This window comes from Polaribacter sp. AHE13PA (assembly GCF_019278505.1).
In the GTDB taxonomy this organism is placed as follows: Bacteria; Bacteroidota; Bacteroidia; order Flavobacteriales; family Flavobacteriaceae; genus Polaribacter.
Genome location: NZ_CP058985.1, coordinates 1,573,494 through 1,592,500, shown reverse-complemented (window position 1 = coordinate 1,592,500; position 19,007 = coordinate 1,573,494). Strand labels below are relative to the sequence as shown.

Below are 19,007 nucleotides of genomic sequence, written 5' to 3'. Positions count from 1 at the left end.
CTCTAGTACGAGAGGACCGAGTTGGACTGACCTCTAGTGTACCTGTTGTTTCGCCAGAAGCATAGCAGGGTAGCTACGTCGGGAAGGGATAAGCGCTGAAAGCATATAAGCGCGAAACCCACCACAAGATGAGATTTCTTTAAAGGGTCGTTGGAGATTACAACGTTGATAGGTCATAGGTGTAAAGGCAGTAATGTCATAGCCAAGTGATACTAATAACCCATAGACTTATGTACGCTTCCCGCCGAAAGGCGGGAGCAGAACCTCTTTATTTATTAGACGATTTAGATATTATTTTACCATATGTTAACTTATACAGTTAAAATTATTTAGCTGAAAATTTTAGGGTGGTTATAGCATTGGGGCTCACCTCTTCCCATCTCGAACAGAGAAGTTAAGCCCAATCGCGCCGATGGTACTGCATTTATGTGGGAGAGTAGGTCGCCGCCTTTCTTTAATCTTGAATATTCAAGATTCTAAACCTCAATTCTTATGAATTGAGGTTTTTTTTTGTAATAAACTCAAAGGTTTGTTATGGTCTTGTAATCTATGAATTACATAAAATCATTTAACTTATCATTTGATGGTAGTAAAAATCTCATACTCTTGATCATACACTACTTTATATTGTTGGGTGATTCCTTACAAAAGGTTGAAATGATAAATTAGGTGTAAATATTTGAAGATTAAGCCTTGGTTTATTGTACTAACCGTAAAGGTTTAGTTTGGTATTGTGTACTCCTTAGCAACGAGCAGTCGCGAATTCTTAATCCTTGTCACTTTTGTTAATTTCAACTTATTTTAGAAAATCTCTTTTCTTTCTAAACTTAAATCATAGTCATTTTTGTAATCTGAACATTAGATGAAATCTTCTAAGTTGTCATTTAAATTTTAGGATAAATCTCATATGCTTGGTTACACAATACTTTATTTTTTTATGTGATTTCTCCTAAAAAGTCGAAAAGACAAATTGGGAGTAAAGCTTTGAGTGGATAGTCTTAGTCAATCTTATAAAGTTAATGATTTTATATTGAAGTATTTGTACTTGTTATAAACGAGCACAAGCTAAATCTTAATGGTTGTCATTTTTGTAATCTATGCATTAGATAAAATTATCTAAATTATGATTTCGAAGCTAGGAGAAATCCCATAACAGTGATAACACAATAATTACTAAACCTTATGCGATTTCTCCCCTAAAAGGTAGAAAAGACAAATTGGGGTTAATATTGGAATCAATAGCCTTGGTTTATTTTACTAAACGTAAAGGTTTTGACTGGCAGTGTGTGAAATCATTACAAAAGAGTACTAACTATGATATTTCATTTAATTGATAATACTATGCTTAACATTCTTAATGTGATTCTTCTTAAAAAGTCGAAATGACAAATTAACTTTTAACATTATAATGAATAACTTTGTTAATTTCCATTTTCAAACACTTATTATAAATTTTCAATATCTTTTTGCGTTAGTGATTGAAACGGCATCCTTTTTTGACAACTGTTGTTATTAGTAATGAAATAAAATAATTACCAGACGTATGTTTTTTATAAACTATATACAAAAAAGATATAGTGTAAAGCACGACCTTTAGGTAACGCCCAAATAATTTTTAAGGTAAGTTATTAATTGATTACTTTTGCTAAACTTCGGGGATGATTTCTTTCCCACGCTGAGTTTTCAGTATTTGCTGAAAAGATAAAGGTAGAACAGGAATGGTTATTTTATTATAAACATTTAAAACGAAAAAAAATGACTGTTTTAGACAAATTAACTTCGAAAGAAGCGATTGAATTAGAGAACAAATATGGAGCACATAATTATCATCCACTTCCTGTGGTTTTAAGTAGGGGTGAAGGTGTTTATGTTTGGGATGCAGAAGGAAAAAAATATTATGACTTTTTATCAGCATATTCTGCTGTAAATCAAGGTCATTGTCATCCGAAAATTGTTGATGCAATGGTGAATCAAGCTAAAACCTTGACTTTAACTTCGCGTGCATTTTATAATGATGTATTGGGTAAGTATGAGAAATTTGCTACAGAACTTTTTGGTTTTGACAAATTATTACCAATGAATACTGGTGCTGAAGCGGTTGAAACTGCTTTAAAAATTGCTAGAAAATGGGCATATGAAGTAAAAGGAATTAAAGAGAATAAGGCGGAGATTATTGTTTGTGAGAATAATTTTCATGGTAGAACAACTACTATTATTTCGTTTTCTAATGATCCTGTTGCTAGAAAGAATTTTGGTCCTTACACGAAAGGTTTCCTCAAAATTGAATATGATAATTTACAAGAATTACAAGAGGTTTTAGAAAGTAGTAACAATATTGCGGCTTTTTTGGTAGAACCAATACAGGGTGAAGCTGGTGTTTATGTACCTTCTGAAGGATATTTGGCTGCGGCTAAAAAAATGTGTGCTGAGTATAATGTTCTTTTTATTGCAGATGAAGTGCAAACAGGAATTGCAAGAACTGGTAAAATGTTGGCAGTTGATCATGAGAATGTGAAACCAGATATTTTAATTTTAGGTAAAGCGTTAAGTGGTGGTGCATATCCTGTTTCGGCTGTTTTAGCGAATAATAATATTATGGATGTTATTGGACCTGGTAATCATGGTTCTACATTTGGAGGAAACCCTGTGGCGGCAGCTGTTGCAATTGCGGCATTAGAAGTTGTTGCTGAAGAAAACTTAGCGGAAAATGCAGAAGCTTTAGGTATTATATTTAGAGCTGAATTAACTGAGTTTTGTAAAAACAACCATTTAGTAGAATCGGTTAGAGGAAAAGGTTTGTTAAATGCAATTTTAATTAATGATTCTGAAGATAGTTCTACAGCTTGGGATATTTGTATGAAATTAAAAGAGAATGGTTTATTGGCGAAACCTACTCATGGAAATATTATCCGTTTTGCACCACCATTGGTGATGAATAAAGCACAATTAATGGATTGTATTTCAATTATTAAAAATACAATTTCTGAATTTAAATAACTTAATATAATTAGTTATTCCTAAAAAGGAATGATTTTTTAAATATTATTATAGCCACGAATACACAAATTTTTAATTGTGAATTCGTGGCTTCATTTTTTTGTTTATTTTTGAAAAACGAAACCTTACAATTCATTTTATGATACACAATCCTATTACTCAATTAGAACAGCTTACAATAACTAAGGCTTCTAAGAATTTTTTAAAAGAAACAGCTAAATGGGCAAAATTCTTGTCAATTATTGGTTTTATCTTAATTGCAATCATGCTTGTTTTTGCTGTTTTTGCTACAACTATTTTCGAATTGGCAGGTAAAATGCAACCTGGTATGCCTGCGAGTTTAGGATTAACAATGACAGTAACTTATTTGGTACTAGCCATTATTTATTTTTTTCCGGTGTATTACTTATTACAATTCTCTAATAAAATGAAAACTGCATTATCTACAAAAAATGATGAAACTTTAGCTAAAGCTTTTGAGATGTTAAAATCTCACTATAAGTTTATAGGAGTTTTTACTATTATAACCATGTCCTTATATGCTTTGTTAATTGTTGTTGCTGTTTTTGGTGGACTTTAGAATTGTATTTTTAAATTTTTATGTTTCTTGAATTATCTAAATGTTGAAATTAAATATTATCGGAAATCTATAAATTTAAAAAGGACATTTATATAGCTAAAGATCATTTTTATTTCTTTTGTTTCTCTTAAAACTTATGGATACTATTATAATCTTTAATTACTTAACTTTTTAAAGTAGCTTGTTTAAGTTGATTACCTATTTTATGTTTACATAAATAAAAGTTGTATTGGTAATCAATATTGTGTAAAATATATTAAAATTAATTTTTTGTTACATTAAATTCATCAAAATTAAATTTAAAATAAGTTTTATTATGGATAATGTAAAGTTTGTTTTGTAGTTTCATTTTTTTATTAGATTAAAAACACTAAAAAATCAACGATTTTTAGTACTTTTGCATACTGAAAAATTAGATAAAATGGCGAGATTTGAATTGAAATTACCTAAAATGGGAGAAAGTGTTGCAGAAGCAACGATAACTTCTTGGTTAAAAGAAGTTGGAGATACCATTGAATTAGATGAAGCTGTGGTAGAAATTGCTACAGATAAAGTAGACTCAGAAATTCCTTCTGAAGTTGCTGGTACATTAATAGAAATTTTATTTGAAAAAGATGATGTTGTTGCTGTTGGAGCAACCATTGCAATTATAGAAATAGAAGGAGAAGGTTCTGGTACAGAACCAGTTGCTGCATCTGGAAATGCAGAAAAGTCTCCAGTGGAAGAGATAGAAAAAACGATTGAAAAAGCTGTTGACACCGTTTCTACACCAATTGCTAAAGTTTCTGATTCTGGTAAGTTTTATTCACCTTTGGTTAGAAATATTGCACAAACGGAAGGTATTTCTATGAGCGAATTAGAATCTATTTCTGGTTCGGGTAAAGATGATAGAGTTACTAAAGAAGACATCCTTTCTTATATAGAAAATAGAGGTGAAGTTATTAAAGAAACACCATCAGAAGCTCCTGTTAAAGCTGAAGCTCCTAAAAAAATAGAGAAAACGGTTGCTAAAGCAGCACCAATTTCTGTAAATGGAGAAGATGAAATAATAGAAATGAGTAGAATGGGGAAATTGATTTCTAAGCACATGGTAGATTCTATACAGACTTCTGCACATGTACAATCATTTATAGAAATTGATGTAACCAATATTGTAAATTGGAGAAATAAGGTTAAAGATGCTTTCTTTAAAAGAGAAGGAGAGAAATTAACTTTCACACCAATTTTTATGCAAGCAATTGCTACTACAATTAAAAAATATCCTTTAATTAATATTGCTGTTAATGGTGATACCATTATTAAAAAGAAAAATATAAATTTAGGAATGGCTGCTGCGTTACCAGATGGAAACTTAATTGTTCCTGTCATTAAAAATGCAGATCAACTTAGTTTGGTAGGAATTACCAAATCAGTTAATGATTTAGCTAATAGAGCAAGAAATAATGCTTTAAAGCCAGATGATATACAAGGAGGAACTTATACAGTTACAAATGTTGGTGGTTTTGGTTCTATTATGGGAACACCAATTATCAATCAACCACAGGTTGCTATTTTAGCCTTAGGAGCTATTAGAAAAGTGCCGGCGGTTATAGAAACTCCAGAAGGTGATTTTATAGGAATTAGACAAAAAATGTTTGTATCACATTCTTATGATCATAGAGTTGTAAATGGTGCTTTAGGTGGTATGTTTATTAAAACTTTAAAAGATATTTTAGAAGCTTGGGACATAAACCAAGACTTCTAGTTTTAAAATAAATACAATTATACTAAAAACGCTCACAATTTGTGAGCGTTTTTTTGTTTCAAAATATTATATTCGTTGTATATAAATAATTATAAAACTAAATTTTAAAAAATGAAAAAATTGTTAATTTTATTTCTAGCTATTTCTGCAAACTTAAGCTTAGCGCAAGATGCTGCATTACTTAGATTAAACTATGAAAAAGGAGCTACTTATGATGTTGAAATGAACATTTCTCAAGAAATGGGAACTGTAATGTCTATGGGAATGCTTATTAATATGGATATAAAAGTTTTAGATGTAAAGGATGATACTTATGATAGTGAAATGAAATTCACTAAAATGACTATGGACATGTTACAAGGTGGACAAGCAATGAGTTTTGATTCTACTAAAAGTGATGAAGAGTTAGATGATACTGGTAAGATGATGAAAGCTCAAATGGGACCAATGTTAAGTGCTCTTATTTATGCTAAAGGAAATAACTTAGGTGAAATTTTAGAAGTAAAAGTAGAGCCAAGTATCCCTGGAGTAGAAGATATGGCAAAACAATCTAGTAATGTTGTGTATCCTACAGAAGCTGTTAGTGTTGGTAGTACTTGGACAATGACTAAAGAAGAAAAAGGTATGAAAATGGATTTTTTATATACTGTAAAGTCAATATCAAGTGATAAAGTTGTTTTAGACTTATCTGGTGATGTTTCTGGTATGGCAACAGGAAAAATTTCTGGAAATATGAATATTGATAAAGCTTCTGGAATTCCTGAAAACTCTACAATTGATATGAATATGTCTGTAAGCGGACAAGAATTGAAGTCTAAAATTACAATGACAATGGTTAAAAAATAACCTTCTTATTTTAAGGAAATAAAAAAGCTTCAGATATGTATTCTGAAGCTTTTTTTATGAGGTTATTATAATCTTAAAACTCTAAATAAAAAACATCATTAGGTCTCGTTTCTGTTTTAGAAACAGGAAAATCATAATCTGCTATTTTTTTAAAGCCTGCTTTTTTGTAAAAATCGATTGCTTTGTAGTTTTTTACCCATACATACAACCAAATACCTTTTTGATTTTGTTGTTTGGCTAACTCTAAATTGTGTGTAAATAATTGTTTACCTAAACCTGCACCATAAAACTCTTCCAATAAGTACAAACGTTCCATTTTTGTAACATTGGTTTCCTTTATGTTTTCGTTTTTGTAATTGATAATAATCTTAGAATAACCAGCTAAAACATCACCTTTAAAAATTAAATTATATTGAAACTTCTTATTGGTTATCTCTTCAATTAAGTTTTGCTCATTAAAACTAGTACTAATATAAGCATCCATCATTTCCTTAGAGATAGCTTCTTTATGTGGAACAAAAAATGCCTTTTCACCAACTTTTGCTAATGCTTTAACATCTTCTAAAGCTGCTTTTTTAATTGAAATCATATAGGAGTAATAAATTAAAAGTTATAAAGAACTTGCACTAAAAGTATCACCTTGGTTAACATCACCAGTGTCAAAACCTTTTTTAAACCAACGCATTCTTTGCGCAGAAGTTCCGTGGGTAAAAGAGTCTGGTACAACGCGTCCTGTAGATTGTTTTTGTAAACGATCGTCTCCAATAGCATTTGCTGCGTTTAACGCTTCTTCTAAATCATTGTCATCTAAAATTAAATTATCTTTTTGAGAATGATGCGCCCAAACACCAGCGTAAAAATCTGCTTGTAATTCTAACATAACAGAGTATTTGTTATATTCTGTTTGACTCACTTTACCGCGTAAAGCTTGTACTTTTTTACTGATACCTGTAATGGTTTGAATGTGATGACCAACTTCATGTGCAATTACATACGCTTGCGCAAAATCTCCAGGAGCATTTAAGTTTCTTTCCATTTCTTCAAAAAAACTTAAATCTATGTATAGTTTTTCATCACCAGGACAATAGAAAGGACCAGTTGCACTAGAAGCACTTCCGCAAGCAGAATTCACAGAGCCTGTAAAAAGAACTAAAGTAGGTTCTCTATAATCTTGTATAATTTGGTTCCAAACATCTTCTGTACTTCTTAAAACTTGGTTACTAAATTCTGCTAACTCATTTTCTTTAGCTGTTCCTTTGTAGGTAGTTGAAGATTCTATTTGATTCCCAGTATTTCCTGTAATAAAGTTTAAAGGATTATTGCCTGTAAAATACATGACAGCTAATACAATACCAACAATAATTAATCCTTTTTTAGAAGTTACTAGTTTTAATAGAAGTCCAATTATCATAGGACTTAAACTTCCTAAACCACCAGAACTCCCTCCAGAAGAGGCGCCTCTTCTGTCTTCTACATTAGAACTTTTTCTATTTCCTTTCCACTTCATAAAATATCATTTTAAAAAGATAAATTTACTATTTATTTTTATTTAATTCTTCTAGACTGTGTCGTAAAAGATAAACCTTGCTGTCCTTTGGTAGAATTCATGATTCCTTCAAATAAAGGTTCTGGACAATCTTTAGGTATTTTCCATTCGAAAATAAAATTAGAACCGGTTTCTCCATTTTTTTCTACTTCATCAATGATTATTTCTGTAGTTTCTAAAGGAGCTAAAAAGATTGTTTTATCAAAATAAGAACGAACAGATTTACCTTTTGTATCGTAATACTCTGCTTTTAATAAATAGATAGTGTCTGTGTCACTTGTATTCCGCAAACTAACCATAGCAGTTAAACTATGGGTTTTATGTTCTGATACACTGTAAATTTGTGAATATACAGACAAGTAAGATTTACCGTACTCTAAAGAATCTTTTGTGTTTATTGCTAAGTGTCTTTTAGACCAATTTTTAAAATCTACAGAGCTTACTTCTTTCTCTTTATTACAGCTTAAAAGTAGTAGGCTTAGGATGATTAGTAAATTGTAATTTTTCATTTTATTATTTTGGAAAATTGAAGTAGTTCGTTTAACTAGTTTTTACGAGTAATTAATTATACTTTGTATTACTACTAGTATTTTTTTCAATTGTTTTTTTCAATTTGTCATACATAGCATTCAAAAGAATAATTGCATTATAATTTGCTAAAATTATTTTTTTTCCAAAACCAAAAATCACTCGAGAATCTTCTTTTGATATAGGTTTAACATCATAGTTTGGTTCTCCTCCAATTGAAGCTCTATTTCTTGATGTTTCGAATGGTAAACCAGAGTAATTAATTTTAATAAGCCCGTTACTTTTAAAGTCTTCTGTAGACTTTTTCGTACTCAATTTTTCTTGGGCAGTTTTTGTGTCCATTTCAGAAACTTGAACATTTTTGAATTCTAAATATGATTTAAATGAATTATGTTTTAAAAGTTCTGTAACTGCTTTTTCTAAAGAACCGGAAATGGTTTCTGATACGTCTCTTAAGTAATCATTTTCTTCATTTAATAAAAATCTAAACGCAACTGAAAACTGTTGTGCTATTTCTTGTTCATTCTTTAATAAAAGGTGTCTTAAAGTTGTTATTTCAGATAGTATATCTTTTATTTCACTTTGTACAGGGTCAAATTTTCTTTTTAATAAATCTCCAACTATATGAGCCAATTGTTGTTTTAAATTCTTTTTTGCTGATTGAACATTTGTATAAGCTATTAATCCATTATTGTATTTAGATTCAGAAAATTCTCTAATTAATTCAAAAATTTGACTTGGATTTTCCATTCCTGGGAAATTCATTTGAATTCCCTTTTCATTCGCTTCAAAAACACGTTTAAAAGATAAAACTTCTTCATTGACCAGAAATATTACAGGTATTTTTCGTTCTCGTGCTGTTTTAAATTCATTATGAGTTATACTCAAACCATTTTCTGAAATAGAGCCATATCTTTTTCCAATAATCATTATTGACATTTGACAATCTTTCATAGCTAAATAACAAGAATCCTCAGCAGATTCAGATGGTAAATATCCGACATCTCCATATTCACTCATTATTGGATTATATCCGAGTTCAGATATTAAATCTCTTATTGAATCTCGAAGATGAGTCAAATCATTAATTGTAGAGCTAATAAATATGTTTGGTTTCATTTTCTCGTTTCTTTTGTATTAATGGCAATAATAAAATAAATTTCAATTCATTTTATAAGAAGTTAAACGAATTTACCCTTTTTTCCTGACAAAATCAAACAAAAAACCTCACTGAATGAATAGTGAGGTTTGTGGTTTTTATCAGCAGTAAAAAAAGTTAAGTTTAGTTACAATTTTAATCAGAAAAAAATGACTTAGAATTTACAAAGTAGATTTTTAAAGCAGCTTTATGATGGTTAAGAAAGCGTATTTTTAAAAGCTAAAAGGAATCTTTAAAATTAGCCTTGCTTGTTTGTAGCAATTCCAAAATAAACCCAAGTTACATTTTCTAAAAAAGGATTGTTCATGGAGTGTAATTCTCCTTGTTCAATTGTGATACAATCTCCAGGAACTACAATCATTTTTTTGTCATTCACAATAAACTCTGCTTTACCAGATTGAATATAAAAAACTTCGTACATCGTATCGTGTTTATGTGTTTCTACAGATTGACCAGGAGTAAAAGTTGCAGAACCAAACATCATTAATTGAGGAATTTCTCCTCTTTCTATAAATACTTTTTTCTTAACATTTTCATCGTGACTTGTGCCTATTTCTGGTAATGTATTTGTATGTACGAGTTTCATAATTGATTAAATAGTCTGTCTAATTTACAAAAGCATTTAAAGTTCATAGTTGTTTTAAAACAAAAAAACCTCTCTGAATACACAAAGAGGTTTTGGTCTTATAAGTCATTGCAAGGTACTAAGTAATCTGTAAATTTAAAGAAACAGATTACTTCATTCGTTCCTCATTCGTAATGACGTTTTATTACTTGATTAACGCGTAAGAACGTTTTATAAAGTTTGTTAACTCTTCACCATGTAAAAGGTTTTGAGATAATTTAGCTAAATCAAAAGCTTGAGAAATTAAACCTTTCTGAGCAGCTTCATCTTTATTATTTAAAATATCAGCAACTAACGGGCTGTTTGTATTAACAACTAAGTTATACATGTCTGGGAAATTACCCATTCCCATCATTCCACCACCACCAGAAGCTTGCATTTCTTTCATTCTACGCATAAATTCTGGAACTGTTATCATAAACGGAGAAGAAGCAGAATCCATCGCTTCTAATTGAACCGTATATGTTTTAGAATTTACGGCACCTTCAATAATTGGTTTTAAAGTTGCAATTTCATCCTCAGATAATTTAGAAATTACGTTATCGTCTTTCTTTATTAAATTATCTACGTGATCTGCATCTACTCTAGAGAATTTTACTTTAGCATCACCACCTTCTAATTTCTGCATTAAATGAGAAATAATAGGAGAATCTAATAACAATACTTCATATCCTTTTGCTGTTGCATCTTGAATATAACTGTGTTGTGCTTCTTTGTTTGATGTATATAAAATAACGTGATTTCCTTCTTTATCAGTCTGAGAATCTTTTGTTTTTTCAATTAATTCATCAAACGTAAAATATGTGTCTGCAACTGTTGGGTACAATGCAAATTTCTTCGCTTTGTCAAAGAATTTATCTTCAGACAACATTCCGTACTCAATAATTACTTTAATATCATTCCATTTTGTTTCAAAATCTGCTCTGTCTTTTTTGAATATAGAAGATAATTTATCGGCTACTTTTTTAGTAATGTAACCAGAAATTTTCTTTACAGCTCCGTCTGCCTGTAAACCAGAACGAGAAACGTTTAATGGAATGTCTGGAGAATCGATAACACCTTTTAGCATTTGTAAGAAATCAGGAACAATTCCTTCTACATTATCCGTTACAAAAACTTGGTTTTGGTATAATTGAATTTTGTCCTTTTGCATATCCATTGACGTAGATAACTTAGGGAAAAATAAAATACCTGTTAAGTTAAAAGGATAATCAACATTTAAATGAATGTGGAATAATGACTCTTCAAATTGCATTGGATACAATTCTCTGTAGAAGTTTTCATAATCTTCATCACTTAAATCTGCAGGCGCTTTTGTCCAAGCAGGTTCTGTGTTGTTGATGATATTATCAACTGTAATTTTTTTATGAGGCTCTGTAGTTTCTTTCCCATCAGCATCTGTTGTAGTTGCAGGTGTAAACTCAGGATCGTTAATTTCTTCTGTTCCAAATTTAATTGGCACTTGGTTAAAACGGTTGTATTTGTTTAATAAACCACCAATTTTACTTTCTTCTAAGAAGTCTAAAGAATCTTCTGCAACATGTAAAATAATTTCAGTTCCTCTGTCTGCTTTATCGCTTTCTACTAGTGTAAATTCTGGTGAACCATCACAAGTCCAATGTGCAGCAGGCTCATCTTTAAAAGATTTTGTAATTAATTCTACTTTTTCTGCAACCATAAAAGCAGAGTAAAAACCTAGTCCGAAATGACCAATAATACCAGCTTCGTTGTCTTTATATTTGTCTAAAAACTCTTCAGCTCCAGAAAATGCAATTTGGTTGATGTATTTTTCAACTTCATCTGCAGTCATTCCTAAACCTTGATCTTTAATAGTAATTGTCTTAGCCTCTTTATCTATGCTGATTTCAATTTTAGCATCACCTAATTCAGTTTTAGCTTCACCAATAGCAATTAAATGCTTTAGTTTAGAAGTTGCATCTGTTCCGTTAGAAATTAATTCACGTAAAAAGATTTCGTGATCTGAGTACAAGAATTTTTTAATTAGTGGAAAAATATTTTCTACTGATACATTAATATTTCCTTTTGCCATTTTATGTTTATTTTATTAATTTATTATTCTGATAAAGGTTATTCAAAAAAAATACCAAAGAGAATTTTATGACAAGATGACATAAATATTATTTTAATGACAACTCTTTCGTTTATTTTTATAAATTAGTACTTTTACGTATTAAGAGTTTGCAAAAAATCAAAAAAACAATATATAATTATGTATAATTCAAAAATAACGGGACTTGGGTATTATGTTCCAGAGAATGTTGTTACCAATAACGACTTAAAAGAGTTTATGGAAACTTCAGATGAATGGATTCAAGAACGAACAGGAATTAAAGAAAGACGTTGGATAGACCCAAAAACAGAAGACACAACGGCAGTTATGGGGGCAAAAGCATCTAGAATAGCAATTGAAAGAGCTGGGTTAACAAAAGATGATATCGATTTTATTGTATTTGCAACTTTAAGTCCGGATATGTATTTTCCTGGAGGTGGTGTGCAAGTGCAAGAAATGTTAGATATGGGAACAATTCCTGCATTAGATGTACGTAACCAATGTTCTGGTTTTATTTATGCGATGTCTGTTGCAGATCAATTTATTAAAACAGGAATGTATAAAAATGTTTTGGTAATTGGTGCTGAAAATCATTCTGGAGGATTAGACAAATCTACAAGAGGAAGAAATATTTCGGTTATTTTTGGTGATGGAGCAGGAGCTGCTGTGCTTTCTAGAAGTGAAGAAGCAGGAAAAGGAATTTTATCTACTCATTTACATTCGGAAGGAAAACATGCAAAAGAATTGGTTTTAGAAGGTCCGTCTACCGGAAAATGGGTTCCAGGAATTATTGAAAGAAATGATCCGGATGATGTTTCATACTTTCCTTACATGAATGGTCAGTTTGTTTTTAAACACGCCATAACACGTTTTTCTGAAGCAATTGTAGAAGGTTTAGCAGCAAATAAGTTAGAGAAAGAAGATATTGATATGTTAATTCCGCATCAGGCAAATTTACGTATCGCACAGTTTATACAAAAGAAGTTTAAATTGTCTGATGACAAGGTTTTTAATAATATTCAAAAATACGGAAACACAACTGCTGCTTCTGTAATTATTGCGTTAACCGAAGCTTGGGAAGAAGGTAAAATAAAAGACAACGATTTAGTTGTTTTAGCTGCTTTTGGAAGTGGATTTACTTGGGGAAGTGTAATTATTAGATGGTAATAATTTAGTCGCAAATAACAATCCAAATTTTAAGTAACAACAAATGCCAATATAAACTTATATTGGCATTTGTTGTTTATTATAGTTTCTAAAACAGTATTAAAAACTATTTTTTTTAAAAAAACTACTTAGTTATTCGCTTTAGGGTAATCTGTATAACCTTTAGGTCCTTGAGTATAAAAAGTATCTTGATTCCACTCAGCTAGTTCTAAATTGTTTTCAAAACGTTCTACTAAATCTGGGTTAGAAATAAAAGGTTTACCATAAGCCACTAAATCAGCATCTCCATCTTCAAGTACTTTATTTCCTTTTTCTTTATCAAACGAAGTGTTAATCATTAGCGTTCCATTATATAACGGACGGAAATGTTTTGCAATTTCAGTAACAGCAAAAGGAACATCAGAAACATCTGTAAAAGGTTCTGAAAGATGAACGTATGCTAAATTATAATCATTTAGTTTTTTAATAATATACTCAAAAGTTGGTATGGTTTCTTCGTCTAAATTGATGCCAAACAAACCGTTTAGAGAAGGATTGAAACGTACCCCTATTTTTTCTTGAGGAATTACTTCTTTCATTGCATCTAAAACTTCAAAAAAGAAACGGGTTTTGTTTGTTGTATTTCCACCATAATCATCTGTTCTTTTATTTGAACAGTTTGTAAAAAATTGATGAAATAAATAACCATTAGAAGAGTGAATTTCTACGCCATCAAAACCTGCTTTTACTGCATTTGCAGCTGCATTTTTAAAATCGTTAACCGTAGTTTTAATATCTTCAACTGTCATTTCTTTTGGTATAACCGTATCTTTAAAACCTTCTGGCGTAAAAGATTGTGCGTTTGGGTTTATGGCCGATGCTGAAAGAGGTAATTCACCATTATGAAAATCTGGATGAGATATTCTACCAACATGCCATAACTGTATAAAGATTTTTCCTCCTTTGTCATGTACACGTTTGGTTACTTTTTTCCAACCTTCTACCTGTTCATCAGAATATATTCCTGCAGTATGAATATAACCAACTGCATCTTTAGATACCTGCGATCCTTCTGTAATAATTAAACCTGCAGAAGCACGTTGCTCGTAATATAAACCATGTAATTCGTTCGTAGCTACATTGCCTTCGTTATTTGCTCTACTACGTGTCATGGGAGCCATTACGACCCTGTTTTTTAGATTAATATTTTTATTATATGGAGTTAATAATTGTTGCTTGCTCATTTTATGTTGACTTTTTATATTGTTAAATCTACACAAAATTAAAGGAATAGAAAGCTAATATTATTGACTTAGATCAATTAAGAAAGATTTAACTTTTTAGTTGTCGCCTTACACGGCTTAAGTTTTCTGGAGAAACACCTAAATAATTTGCAATATCGTAATTAGGTACTCTATCTTCTATATTTGGGTAAGAGGAGCAAAATTCTAGATAACGTTCTTGGGTGTTTTTTTCTAATGTAGATAAAATTCTTTTTCGCTGCGCGATGAATGCCTTTGTGGTTAAAATTCTAAAGTAACGTTCAAAAATAGGTGCCTCATCATAAATTTTTTGAAGATTGTCATAGCTTATAGATAGTAATTTAGAGTCTTCTATAGCTTCTATATGTAATATGGAAGGTGTTTGATTATAAAATGCATCAAAATCTCCTACCCACCAATTTTCTATAGCAAATTGTATGATATGCCTATTCCCTTTATCATCCATATAATAAGCTTTTAAACATCCTTTTATTACAAAGTATTCGTGCTTTACAATGGTGCCTGGTAATAGTAAAAACTGACCTTTTGGTATAGATGTTTCCGTTAAAATGGCATTAAACAATTGCAAATCAATAGTTGTTGGAGTAATATGATTATTGATATGATTTGTTATAGTTTGATACATGTTACAAAGATGCTAAAAATGATTACTTAATTAAAGTGAAACTTTGTCTTTTATTATGATATGAAAGTATTTTTTAACGGGAAATTAGAACCTTATTTTAAGCAATGAAATCTATTGTTATTTTATGTTTCTTGTTAATTAAGATTTTATTTACTGTTTTTGTGTTTTTAGAAAAATGAAGTTAAATAGGTATAATGGATTTCTAATATTACTAGCTTTTATTAATCGATTGGTTTATATTTGTTATGATATTAAATTTGTTTAACGTAAATTAACAGAATGAAAAATGTAACATTAGTTCTTGGCGCATCAACAAATCCTAACAAATATTCTAATATTGCTATAAAAAGACTTGTAGATAAAGAAATACCAGTTGCTGCTTTAGGCATAAGAAAAGGAACCGTTTTAGGTGTTGTCATTGAAACCGAAAAAAAAGAGTTTGATAATATTGATACGGTTACTTTGTATCTAAATCCAAAAAATCAAGAAGAATACTATAACTATATAATTGGATTAAAACCTAGAAGGGTAATTTTTAATCCTGGTTCTGAAAATGGAGAATTTGTAAAGCTTTTAGAAGAGAATTCTATAGCGGTAGAAGTTGCTTGTACATTAGTAATGTTGAGCATGGGGCAATATTAAAAAGTAAATTGAATTGGTAAAGTTAAACTTCCCTTTTCAAAATATTTTATTTTCTAATAAATTTAGAAAACCAATTCAATTTACTTATTAATTATACTTTAAATACTTTTCCTGGTTCTGCTAGGTTAGTGTTTTTAAATATTTCTTGTGCTTCGGCTTTAAAAACGTTAATATCTTTATATCTACCAGAATAATGTCCAATTATTAACTGTTTAGCATTGGCTTGTTTGGCAATTTCAGCAGCTTGTTTTGTTGTTGCGTGTTTTGTCTTTTTTGCCAAATCTTCTCTATCTGCTAAAAAGGTAGCTTCATGGTACAATAGATCTACATCTTTTATAATAGGTACAATGTCTGGTTTATAACTAGTATCGCTACAAAAAGCAAAACTTAAAGATTTGTCTGCCGGAATAGTTAATTCTAAATTAGAAACAATTTCTCCAGAAGGTAAAACAACATCTTTACCTGCTTTAATATTTAAATAATCAGCTTTATCAATATCTGGATATCCGCTAATATTTAACATGTTTAATTTTCTTGGTTTTTGCTTTTCTGTAAACAAATAACCATTTGTATAAACTCTATGATTTAAAGGAATTGTAGTTACAGAAACTTTATCATCTTCAAAAATAAGTTGACTTTCTTTTGAAGTTAATTCATGAAAAATCATTTTATATTTAGCGTGAGATTGAGAAACTCTCAATTGTAATAAAGTAACTTCTTTAATACCTTTTGGTCCATAAATATGGAGTTCTTTTTCTCTGTTTAAAATACCGAAAGTAGCTAATAAGCCAACCAAACCATAAAAATGATCACCATGTAAATGCGTAATAAAAATATGATTTATTTTAGAGAAACCTACTTTATATTTTCTCATTTGACGCTGCGTACCTTCTCCACAATCAATCAAAAAATGACTGTTGTTAATTTCTAAATATTGAGAAGTAGGAAAAGCGTTTTTTCTAGGAGTTGCAGAATGGCATCCTAAAATAGTTAGTGCTATACTCATCTAATAACAAATCGTTTAGAGATGGTTTTTTTATTGTCCTGAATACTATAAATGTACATACCTGTAGCTAAATTATCTTTATAAAAAGGAATGTTATTTTTACCAGATTTAATCTGAATACTTTTTCTATATACCGTTTTTCCTAAAACATTTTTAACAGTAAAATAAACAGTCTTGTTAGCATCTGATGAAAAACTAATTTTGGTAGAATTTGTAAATGGATTAGGCGCAGCAGATAAACGATCTATAGATGTTTCTTGAGAAATACCTATTGTAGTGTAACATAAAAATAAAATAAAAAGTAGTTTTTTTACCATTTGCTTCTTGTTTAAAATCCTAGTTCCCTTTCCATAGCTTCCATTTCTATTACATCTATTGCTTCTTGTAAGGTAGGTGTAATGTTGAAGTGGTCTGGAAAATCGTCTATATTAATACTAGAATTTACTAATACAAATGATGTGCCATTTTCCTTTTTTTGAGCTGCTATTCTCAAAAATAGTGAAAAATCTTTTATTGAAGCGTTAATGTTATCTGAAATTTGTATAATAATATGCTCTTTAGATCTTTTTTCTTCTTCAATTAAGAAAGAATTATAGAATTCAGAGAATGACTTTTCATCACTTGTAATAAGTGTATATGTATCTTTTTTGTCTATTTTCATGTTTACAGATTTAGTACACGAATTGTAAACCGCGTTTATATTTATCTTTTAACCTGTTGTGCTAATAAATAAATAACGGCCATTCTTACGGCAACTCCGTTTTCTACTTGGTTTAGAATAATAGATTGATTAGAGTCAGCAACCTCACTTGTTATTTCTACACCACGATTTATAGGTCCTGGATGCATGATTACAATTTTCTTGTCTAAATTATCTAGAATCTCCTGATTTATACCAAAAAGTTGCGTGTATTCTCTGGTAGAAGGAAAGTACTTAAGATCCATTCTTTCATTTTGAACACGTAAAACATTGGCAACATCACACCATTCTAAAGCTTTTTTAAGATTGGTTTCTACTTCTACACCCAAACTAGAAATGTATTTAGGAATAAGGGTTGTAGGACCACAAACCTTTACTTTAGCACCTTGTAATTGCAGCGCAAAAATGTTAGATAATGCAACTCTAGAGTGTAAGATATCACCTACAATAACAATTTTTTTGCCCTTTACACTACCCAATTTTTCTCTAATAGAATAAGAATCTAAAAGAGCCTGTGTTGGATGTTCATGCGTTCCATCTCCAGCATTAATAATTTTAGCATCTACATGTTTAGATAGAAAAACTCCAGCACCAACACTTGCATGTCGCATAACAACAATGTCAACTTTCATTGCCAATATATTGTTTACAGTATCAATTAAAGTTTCTCCTTTTTTTACAGAAGATTGTCCTGCAGAAAAGTTAATTACATCTGCAGAAAGCCTTTTTTCTGCCAATTCGAAACTTAGTTTTGTACGCGTACTGTTTTCAAAAAACAAGTTAGCAATAGTAATATCTCTAAGAGAAGGAACTTTTTTAATAGGTCTGTTAATTACCTCTTTAAAATGATCTGCAGTTCTAAAAATAAGATCAATATCAGTTTCTTTTAGATACTTAATTCCTAATAAATGTTCTACACTTAATTCTGACATAATTATTTTGATTCTATGTAAACTGCGTCTTTTTTATGTGTTTCTTTCCAGGTAACTAATACCTTTTCATGGTTAATAGCATCTACTTGACGGCCTCTATAATTTGGCTGAATTGGTAAATGTCTACTAAAACGTCTGTCTATTAATACTAATAGCTCAATATTTTCTGGTCTGCCGTAGGCTTGCATTGCAGTTAATGCAGCTCTAATACTTCTACCAGAAAACAAAACATCGTCAATAATTACTACATTTTTACCTTCAATTATAAAGTCCATTTTAGTAGCTGTAGCTGCTAAAGGTGCATCTCTTCTTCTAAAATCGTCTCTGTAAAAGGTAATATCTAATAATCCTAATTTTAAGTTTTTAACGTTGTAGGTATTTTTTAATAAATCGGCTAATCTATTAGCCAAAAAACTACCTCTAGGTTGTAAACCAATTAATACGGTATTAGAAAAATCGTTATGATTTTCGATTAACTGACAAGCCAATCGATGTAAAATTATTTCAATATCCTTTGAGTTAAGTAAGTTTTTTTTGCTCATAAGAAAAGCTATCAATTTAGCTTGATAGTTATTGA

19 protein-coding genes and 2 rRNA genes (1 of these 21 only partly in view) are annotated in these 19,007 nt (G+C 30.1%); 8 read left to right on the top strand and 13 right to left on the bottom strand.

Annotated features, from left to right (window positions below):
• From H0I28_RS07000 to H0I28_RS06975, 6 genes are all read left to right on the top strand, one after another.
• Positions 1–236: ribosomal RNA gene (locus tag H0I28_RS07000) — 23S ribosomal RNA — on the top strand (it extends 2,649 nt beyond the left edge of the window).
• A 107-nt stretch (positions 237–343) separates the two neighbouring features.
• Positions 344–453 (top strand): 5S ribosomal RNA (rrf, locus tag H0I28_RS06995).
• Between the two features lie 1,302 nt (positions 454–1,755).
• A complete protein-coding gene (rocD, locus tag H0I28_RS06990) occupies positions 1,756–2,997 on the top strand; it encodes an ornithine--oxo-acid transaminase (protein ID WP_218730830.1) in 1,242 nt (413 codons plus the stop codon).
• A gap of 139 nt (positions 2,998–3,136) precedes the next feature.
• Positions 3,137–3,577: a DUF5362 family protein gene (locus H0I28_RS06985; protein ID WP_254712851.1), complete on the top strand. Its 441-nt coding sequence runs from the start codon at positions 3,137–3,139 to the stop codon at positions 3,575–3,577.
• 421 nt (positions 3,578–3,998) lie between these two features.
• On the top strand, positions 3,999–5,321 hold the full coding sequence (locus H0I28_RS06980) for a dihydrolipoamide acetyltransferase family protein (RefSeq protein ID WP_218761149.1): 1,323 nt from the start codon (positions 3,999–4,001) through the stop codon (positions 5,319–5,321).
• Positions 5,322–5,432: 111 nt separating this feature from the next.
• Positions 5,433–6,167 carry a hypothetical protein gene (locus H0I28_RS06975; RefSeq protein WP_218730828.1) on the top strand — a complete coding sequence of 245 codons (735 nt, stop codon included), beginning with the start codon at positions 5,433–5,435 and terminating at the stop codon, positions 6,165–6,167.
• A 73-nt stretch (positions 6,168–6,240) separates the two neighbouring features.
• Here H0I28_RS06975 and H0I28_RS06970 read toward each other — a convergent pair whose 3' ends face one another.
• From H0I28_RS06970 to htpG, 6 genes are all read right to left on the bottom strand, one after another.
• On the bottom strand, positions 6,241–6,756 hold the full coding sequence (locus H0I28_RS06970; RefSeq protein ID WP_218753751.1) for a GNAT family N-acetyltransferase: 516 nt from the start codon (positions 6,754–6,756) through the stop codon (positions 6,241–6,243).
• A 21-nt stretch (positions 6,757–6,777) separates the two neighbouring features.
• A complete protein-coding gene (locus H0I28_RS06965) occupies positions 6,778–7,674 on the bottom strand; it encodes a neutral zinc metallopeptidase (RefSeq protein WP_218730826.1) in 897 nt (298 codons plus the stop codon).
• Between the two features lie 38 nt (positions 7,675–7,712).
• On the bottom strand, positions 7,713–8,222 hold the full coding sequence (locus tag H0I28_RS06960; RefSeq protein WP_218761148.1) for a DUF3124 domain-containing protein: 510 nt from the start codon (positions 8,220–8,222) through the stop codon (positions 7,713–7,715).
• Positions 8,223–8,274: 52 nt separating this feature from the next.
• Positions 8,275–9,360: a DUF4062 domain-containing protein gene (locus H0I28_RS06955; RefSeq protein ID WP_218761147.1), complete on the bottom strand. Its 1,086-nt coding sequence runs from the start codon at positions 9,358–9,360 to the stop codon at positions 8,275–8,277.
• A 278-nt stretch (positions 9,361–9,638) separates the two neighbouring features.
• Positions 9,639–9,986 (bottom strand): cupin domain-containing protein, encoded by a 348-nt coding sequence (locus H0I28_RS06950; protein WP_218761145.1) that lies wholly within the window; start codon positions 9,984–9,986, stop codon positions 9,639–9,641.
• A 184-nt stretch (positions 9,987–10,170) separates the two neighbouring features.
• Positions 10,171–12,075, bottom strand: a complete 1,905-nt coding sequence (htpG, locus tag H0I28_RS06945) for a molecular chaperone HtpG (RefSeq protein ID WP_218761143.1) — start codon at positions 12,073–12,075, stop codon at positions 10,171–10,173.
• A gap of 180 nt (positions 12,076–12,255) precedes the next feature.
• Between htpG and H0I28_RS06940 the strand changes: the two genes are divergently transcribed.
• Positions 12,256–13,263: a 3-oxoacyl-ACP synthase III family protein gene (locus H0I28_RS06940; RefSeq protein WP_218761141.1), complete on the top strand. Its 1,008-nt coding sequence runs from the start codon at positions 12,256–12,258 to the stop codon at positions 13,261–13,263.
• Positions 13,264–13,391: 128 nt separating this feature from the next.
• Here the strand turns inward: H0I28_RS06940 and H0I28_RS06935 are convergent, their stop codons facing one another.
• Together H0I28_RS06935 and H0I28_RS06930 are read right to left on the bottom strand one after the other, a co-directional pair.
• On the bottom strand, positions 13,392–14,486 hold the full coding sequence (locus H0I28_RS06935) for an alkene reductase (RefSeq protein WP_218761139.1): 1,095 nt from the start codon (positions 14,484–14,486) through the stop codon (positions 13,392–13,394).
• Between the two features lie 88 nt (positions 14,487–14,574).
• Positions 14,575–15,150 (bottom strand): Crp/Fnr family transcriptional regulator, encoded by a 576-nt coding sequence (locus H0I28_RS06930; RefSeq protein WP_218730819.1) that lies wholly within the window; start codon positions 15,148–15,150, stop codon positions 14,575–14,577.
• Positions 15,151–15,429: 279 nt separating this feature from the next.
• Here H0I28_RS06930 and H0I28_RS06925 point away from each other — a divergent pair, with 279 nt between their 5' ends.
• The gene (locus H0I28_RS06925; RefSeq protein WP_218730818.1) at positions 15,430–15,792 is read left to right on the top strand and encodes a CoA-binding protein; all 363 of its coding nucleotides are present in this window, start codon (positions 15,430–15,432) and stop codon (positions 15,790–15,792) included.
• Between the two features lie 91 nt (positions 15,793–15,883).
• Here H0I28_RS06925 and H0I28_RS06920 read toward each other — a convergent pair whose 3' ends face one another.
• The 5 genes from H0I28_RS06920 to pyrR are packed head-to-tail and all read right to left on the bottom strand — an operon-like array spanning position 15,884 to position 18,972.
• Positions 15,884–16,798, bottom strand: coding sequence for a ribonuclease Z (locus H0I28_RS06920; protein WP_218761137.1), 915 nt, complete (start codon positions 16,796–16,798; stop codon positions 15,884–15,886).
• Positions 16,795–17,115: a T9SS type A sorting domain-containing protein gene (locus H0I28_RS06915; protein WP_218730816.1), complete on the bottom strand. Its 321-nt coding sequence runs from the start codon at positions 17,113–17,115 to the stop codon at positions 16,795–16,797. The genes H0I28_RS06920 and H0I28_RS06915 overlap by 4 nt, the downstream gene beginning before the upstream one ends.
• Positions 17,116–17,126: 11 nt before the next feature.
• Positions 17,127–17,459, bottom strand: a complete 333-nt coding sequence (locus H0I28_RS06910; RefSeq protein WP_218753731.1) for a hypothetical protein — start codon at positions 17,457–17,459, stop codon at positions 17,127–17,129.
• A gap of 41 nt (positions 17,460–17,500) precedes the next feature.
• Positions 17,501–18,430 (bottom strand): aspartate carbamoyltransferase catalytic subunit, encoded by a 930-nt coding sequence (locus H0I28_RS06905; protein WP_218730814.1) that lies wholly within the window; start codon positions 18,428–18,430, stop codon positions 17,501–17,503.
• 2 nt (positions 18,431–18,432) lie between these two features.
• Positions 18,433–18,972, bottom strand: a complete 540-nt coding sequence (gene pyrR / locus H0I28_RS06900) for a bifunctional pyr operon transcriptional regulator/uracil phosphoribosyltransferase PyrR (RefSeq protein WP_218730813.1) — start codon at positions 18,970–18,972, stop codon at positions 18,433–18,435.
• Between the last annotated feature and the right edge of the window lie 35 nt (positions 18,973–19,007).

What these genes read in the sequence shown, in the direction of transcription:
- rocD (WP_218730830.1), top strand. Translation starts at nt 1,756, where the DNA reads ATGACTGTTTTAGACAAATTAACTTCGAAAGAAGCGATTGAATTAGAG.
- H0I28_RS06985 (WP_254712851.1), top strand. Translation starts at nt 3,137, where the DNA reads ATGATACACAATCCTATTACTCAATTAGAACAGCTTACAATAACTAAG.
- H0I28_RS06980 (WP_218761149.1), top strand. Translation starts at nt 3,999, where the DNA reads ATGGCGAGATTTGAATTGAAATTACCTAAAATGGGAGAAAGTGTTGCA.
- H0I28_RS06975 (WP_218730828.1), top strand. Translation starts at nt 5,433, where the DNA reads ATGAAAAAATTGTTAATTTTATTTCTAGCTATTTCTGCAAACTTAAGC.
- H0I28_RS06970 (WP_218753751.1), bottom strand. Translation starts at nt 6,756, where the DNA reads ATGATTTCAATTAAAAAAGCAGCTTTAGAAGATGTTAAAGCATTAGCA.
- H0I28_RS06965 (WP_218730826.1), bottom strand. Translation starts at nt 7,674, where the DNA reads ATGAAGTGGAAAGGAAATAGAAAAAGTTCTAATGTAGAAGACAGAAGA.
- H0I28_RS06960 (WP_218761148.1), bottom strand. Translation starts at nt 8,222, where the DNA reads ATGAAAAATTACAATTTACTAATCATCCTAAGCCTACTACTTTTAAGC.
- H0I28_RS06955 (WP_218761147.1), bottom strand. Translation starts at nt 9,360, where the DNA reads ATGAAACCAAACATATTTATTAGCTCTACAATTAATGATTTGACTCAT.
- H0I28_RS06950 (WP_218761145.1), bottom strand. Translation starts at nt 9,986, where the DNA reads ATGAAACTCGTACATACAAATACATTACCAGAAATAGGCACAAGTCAC.
- htpG (WP_218761143.1), bottom strand. Translation starts at nt 12,075, where the DNA reads ATGGCAAAAGGAAATATTAATGTATCAGTAGAAAATATTTTTCCACTA.
- H0I28_RS06940 (WP_218761141.1), top strand. Translation starts at nt 12,256, where the DNA reads ATGTATAATTCAAAAATAACGGGACTTGGGTATTATGTTCCAGAGAAT.
- H0I28_RS06935 (WP_218761139.1), bottom strand. Translation starts at nt 14,486, where the DNA reads ATGAGCAAGCAACAATTATTAACTCCATATAATAAAAATATTAATCTA.
- H0I28_RS06930 (WP_218730819.1), bottom strand. Translation starts at nt 15,150, where the DNA reads ATGTATCAAACTATAACAAATCATATCAATAATCATATTACTCCAACA.
- H0I28_RS06925 (WP_218730818.1), top strand. Translation starts at nt 15,430, where the DNA reads ATGAAAAATGTAACATTAGTTCTTGGCGCATCAACAAATCCTAACAAA.
- H0I28_RS06920 (WP_218761137.1), bottom strand. Translation starts at nt 16,798, where the DNA reads ATGAGTATAGCACTAACTATTTTAGGATGCCATTCTGCAACTCCTAGA.
- H0I28_RS06915 (WP_218730816.1), bottom strand. Translation starts at nt 17,115, where the DNA reads ATGGTAAAAAAACTACTTTTTATTTTATTTTTATGTTACACTACAATA.
- H0I28_RS06910 (WP_218753731.1), bottom strand. Translation starts at nt 17,459, where the DNA reads ATGAAAATAGACAAAAAAGATACATATACACTTATTACAAGTGATGAA.
- H0I28_RS06905 (WP_218730814.1), bottom strand. Translation starts at nt 18,430, where the DNA reads ATGTCAGAATTAAGTGTAGAACATTTATTAGGAATTAAGTATCTAAAA.
- pyrR (WP_218730813.1), bottom strand. Translation starts at nt 18,972, where the DNA reads ATGAGCAAAAAAAACTTACTTAACTCAAAGGATATTGAAATAATTTTA.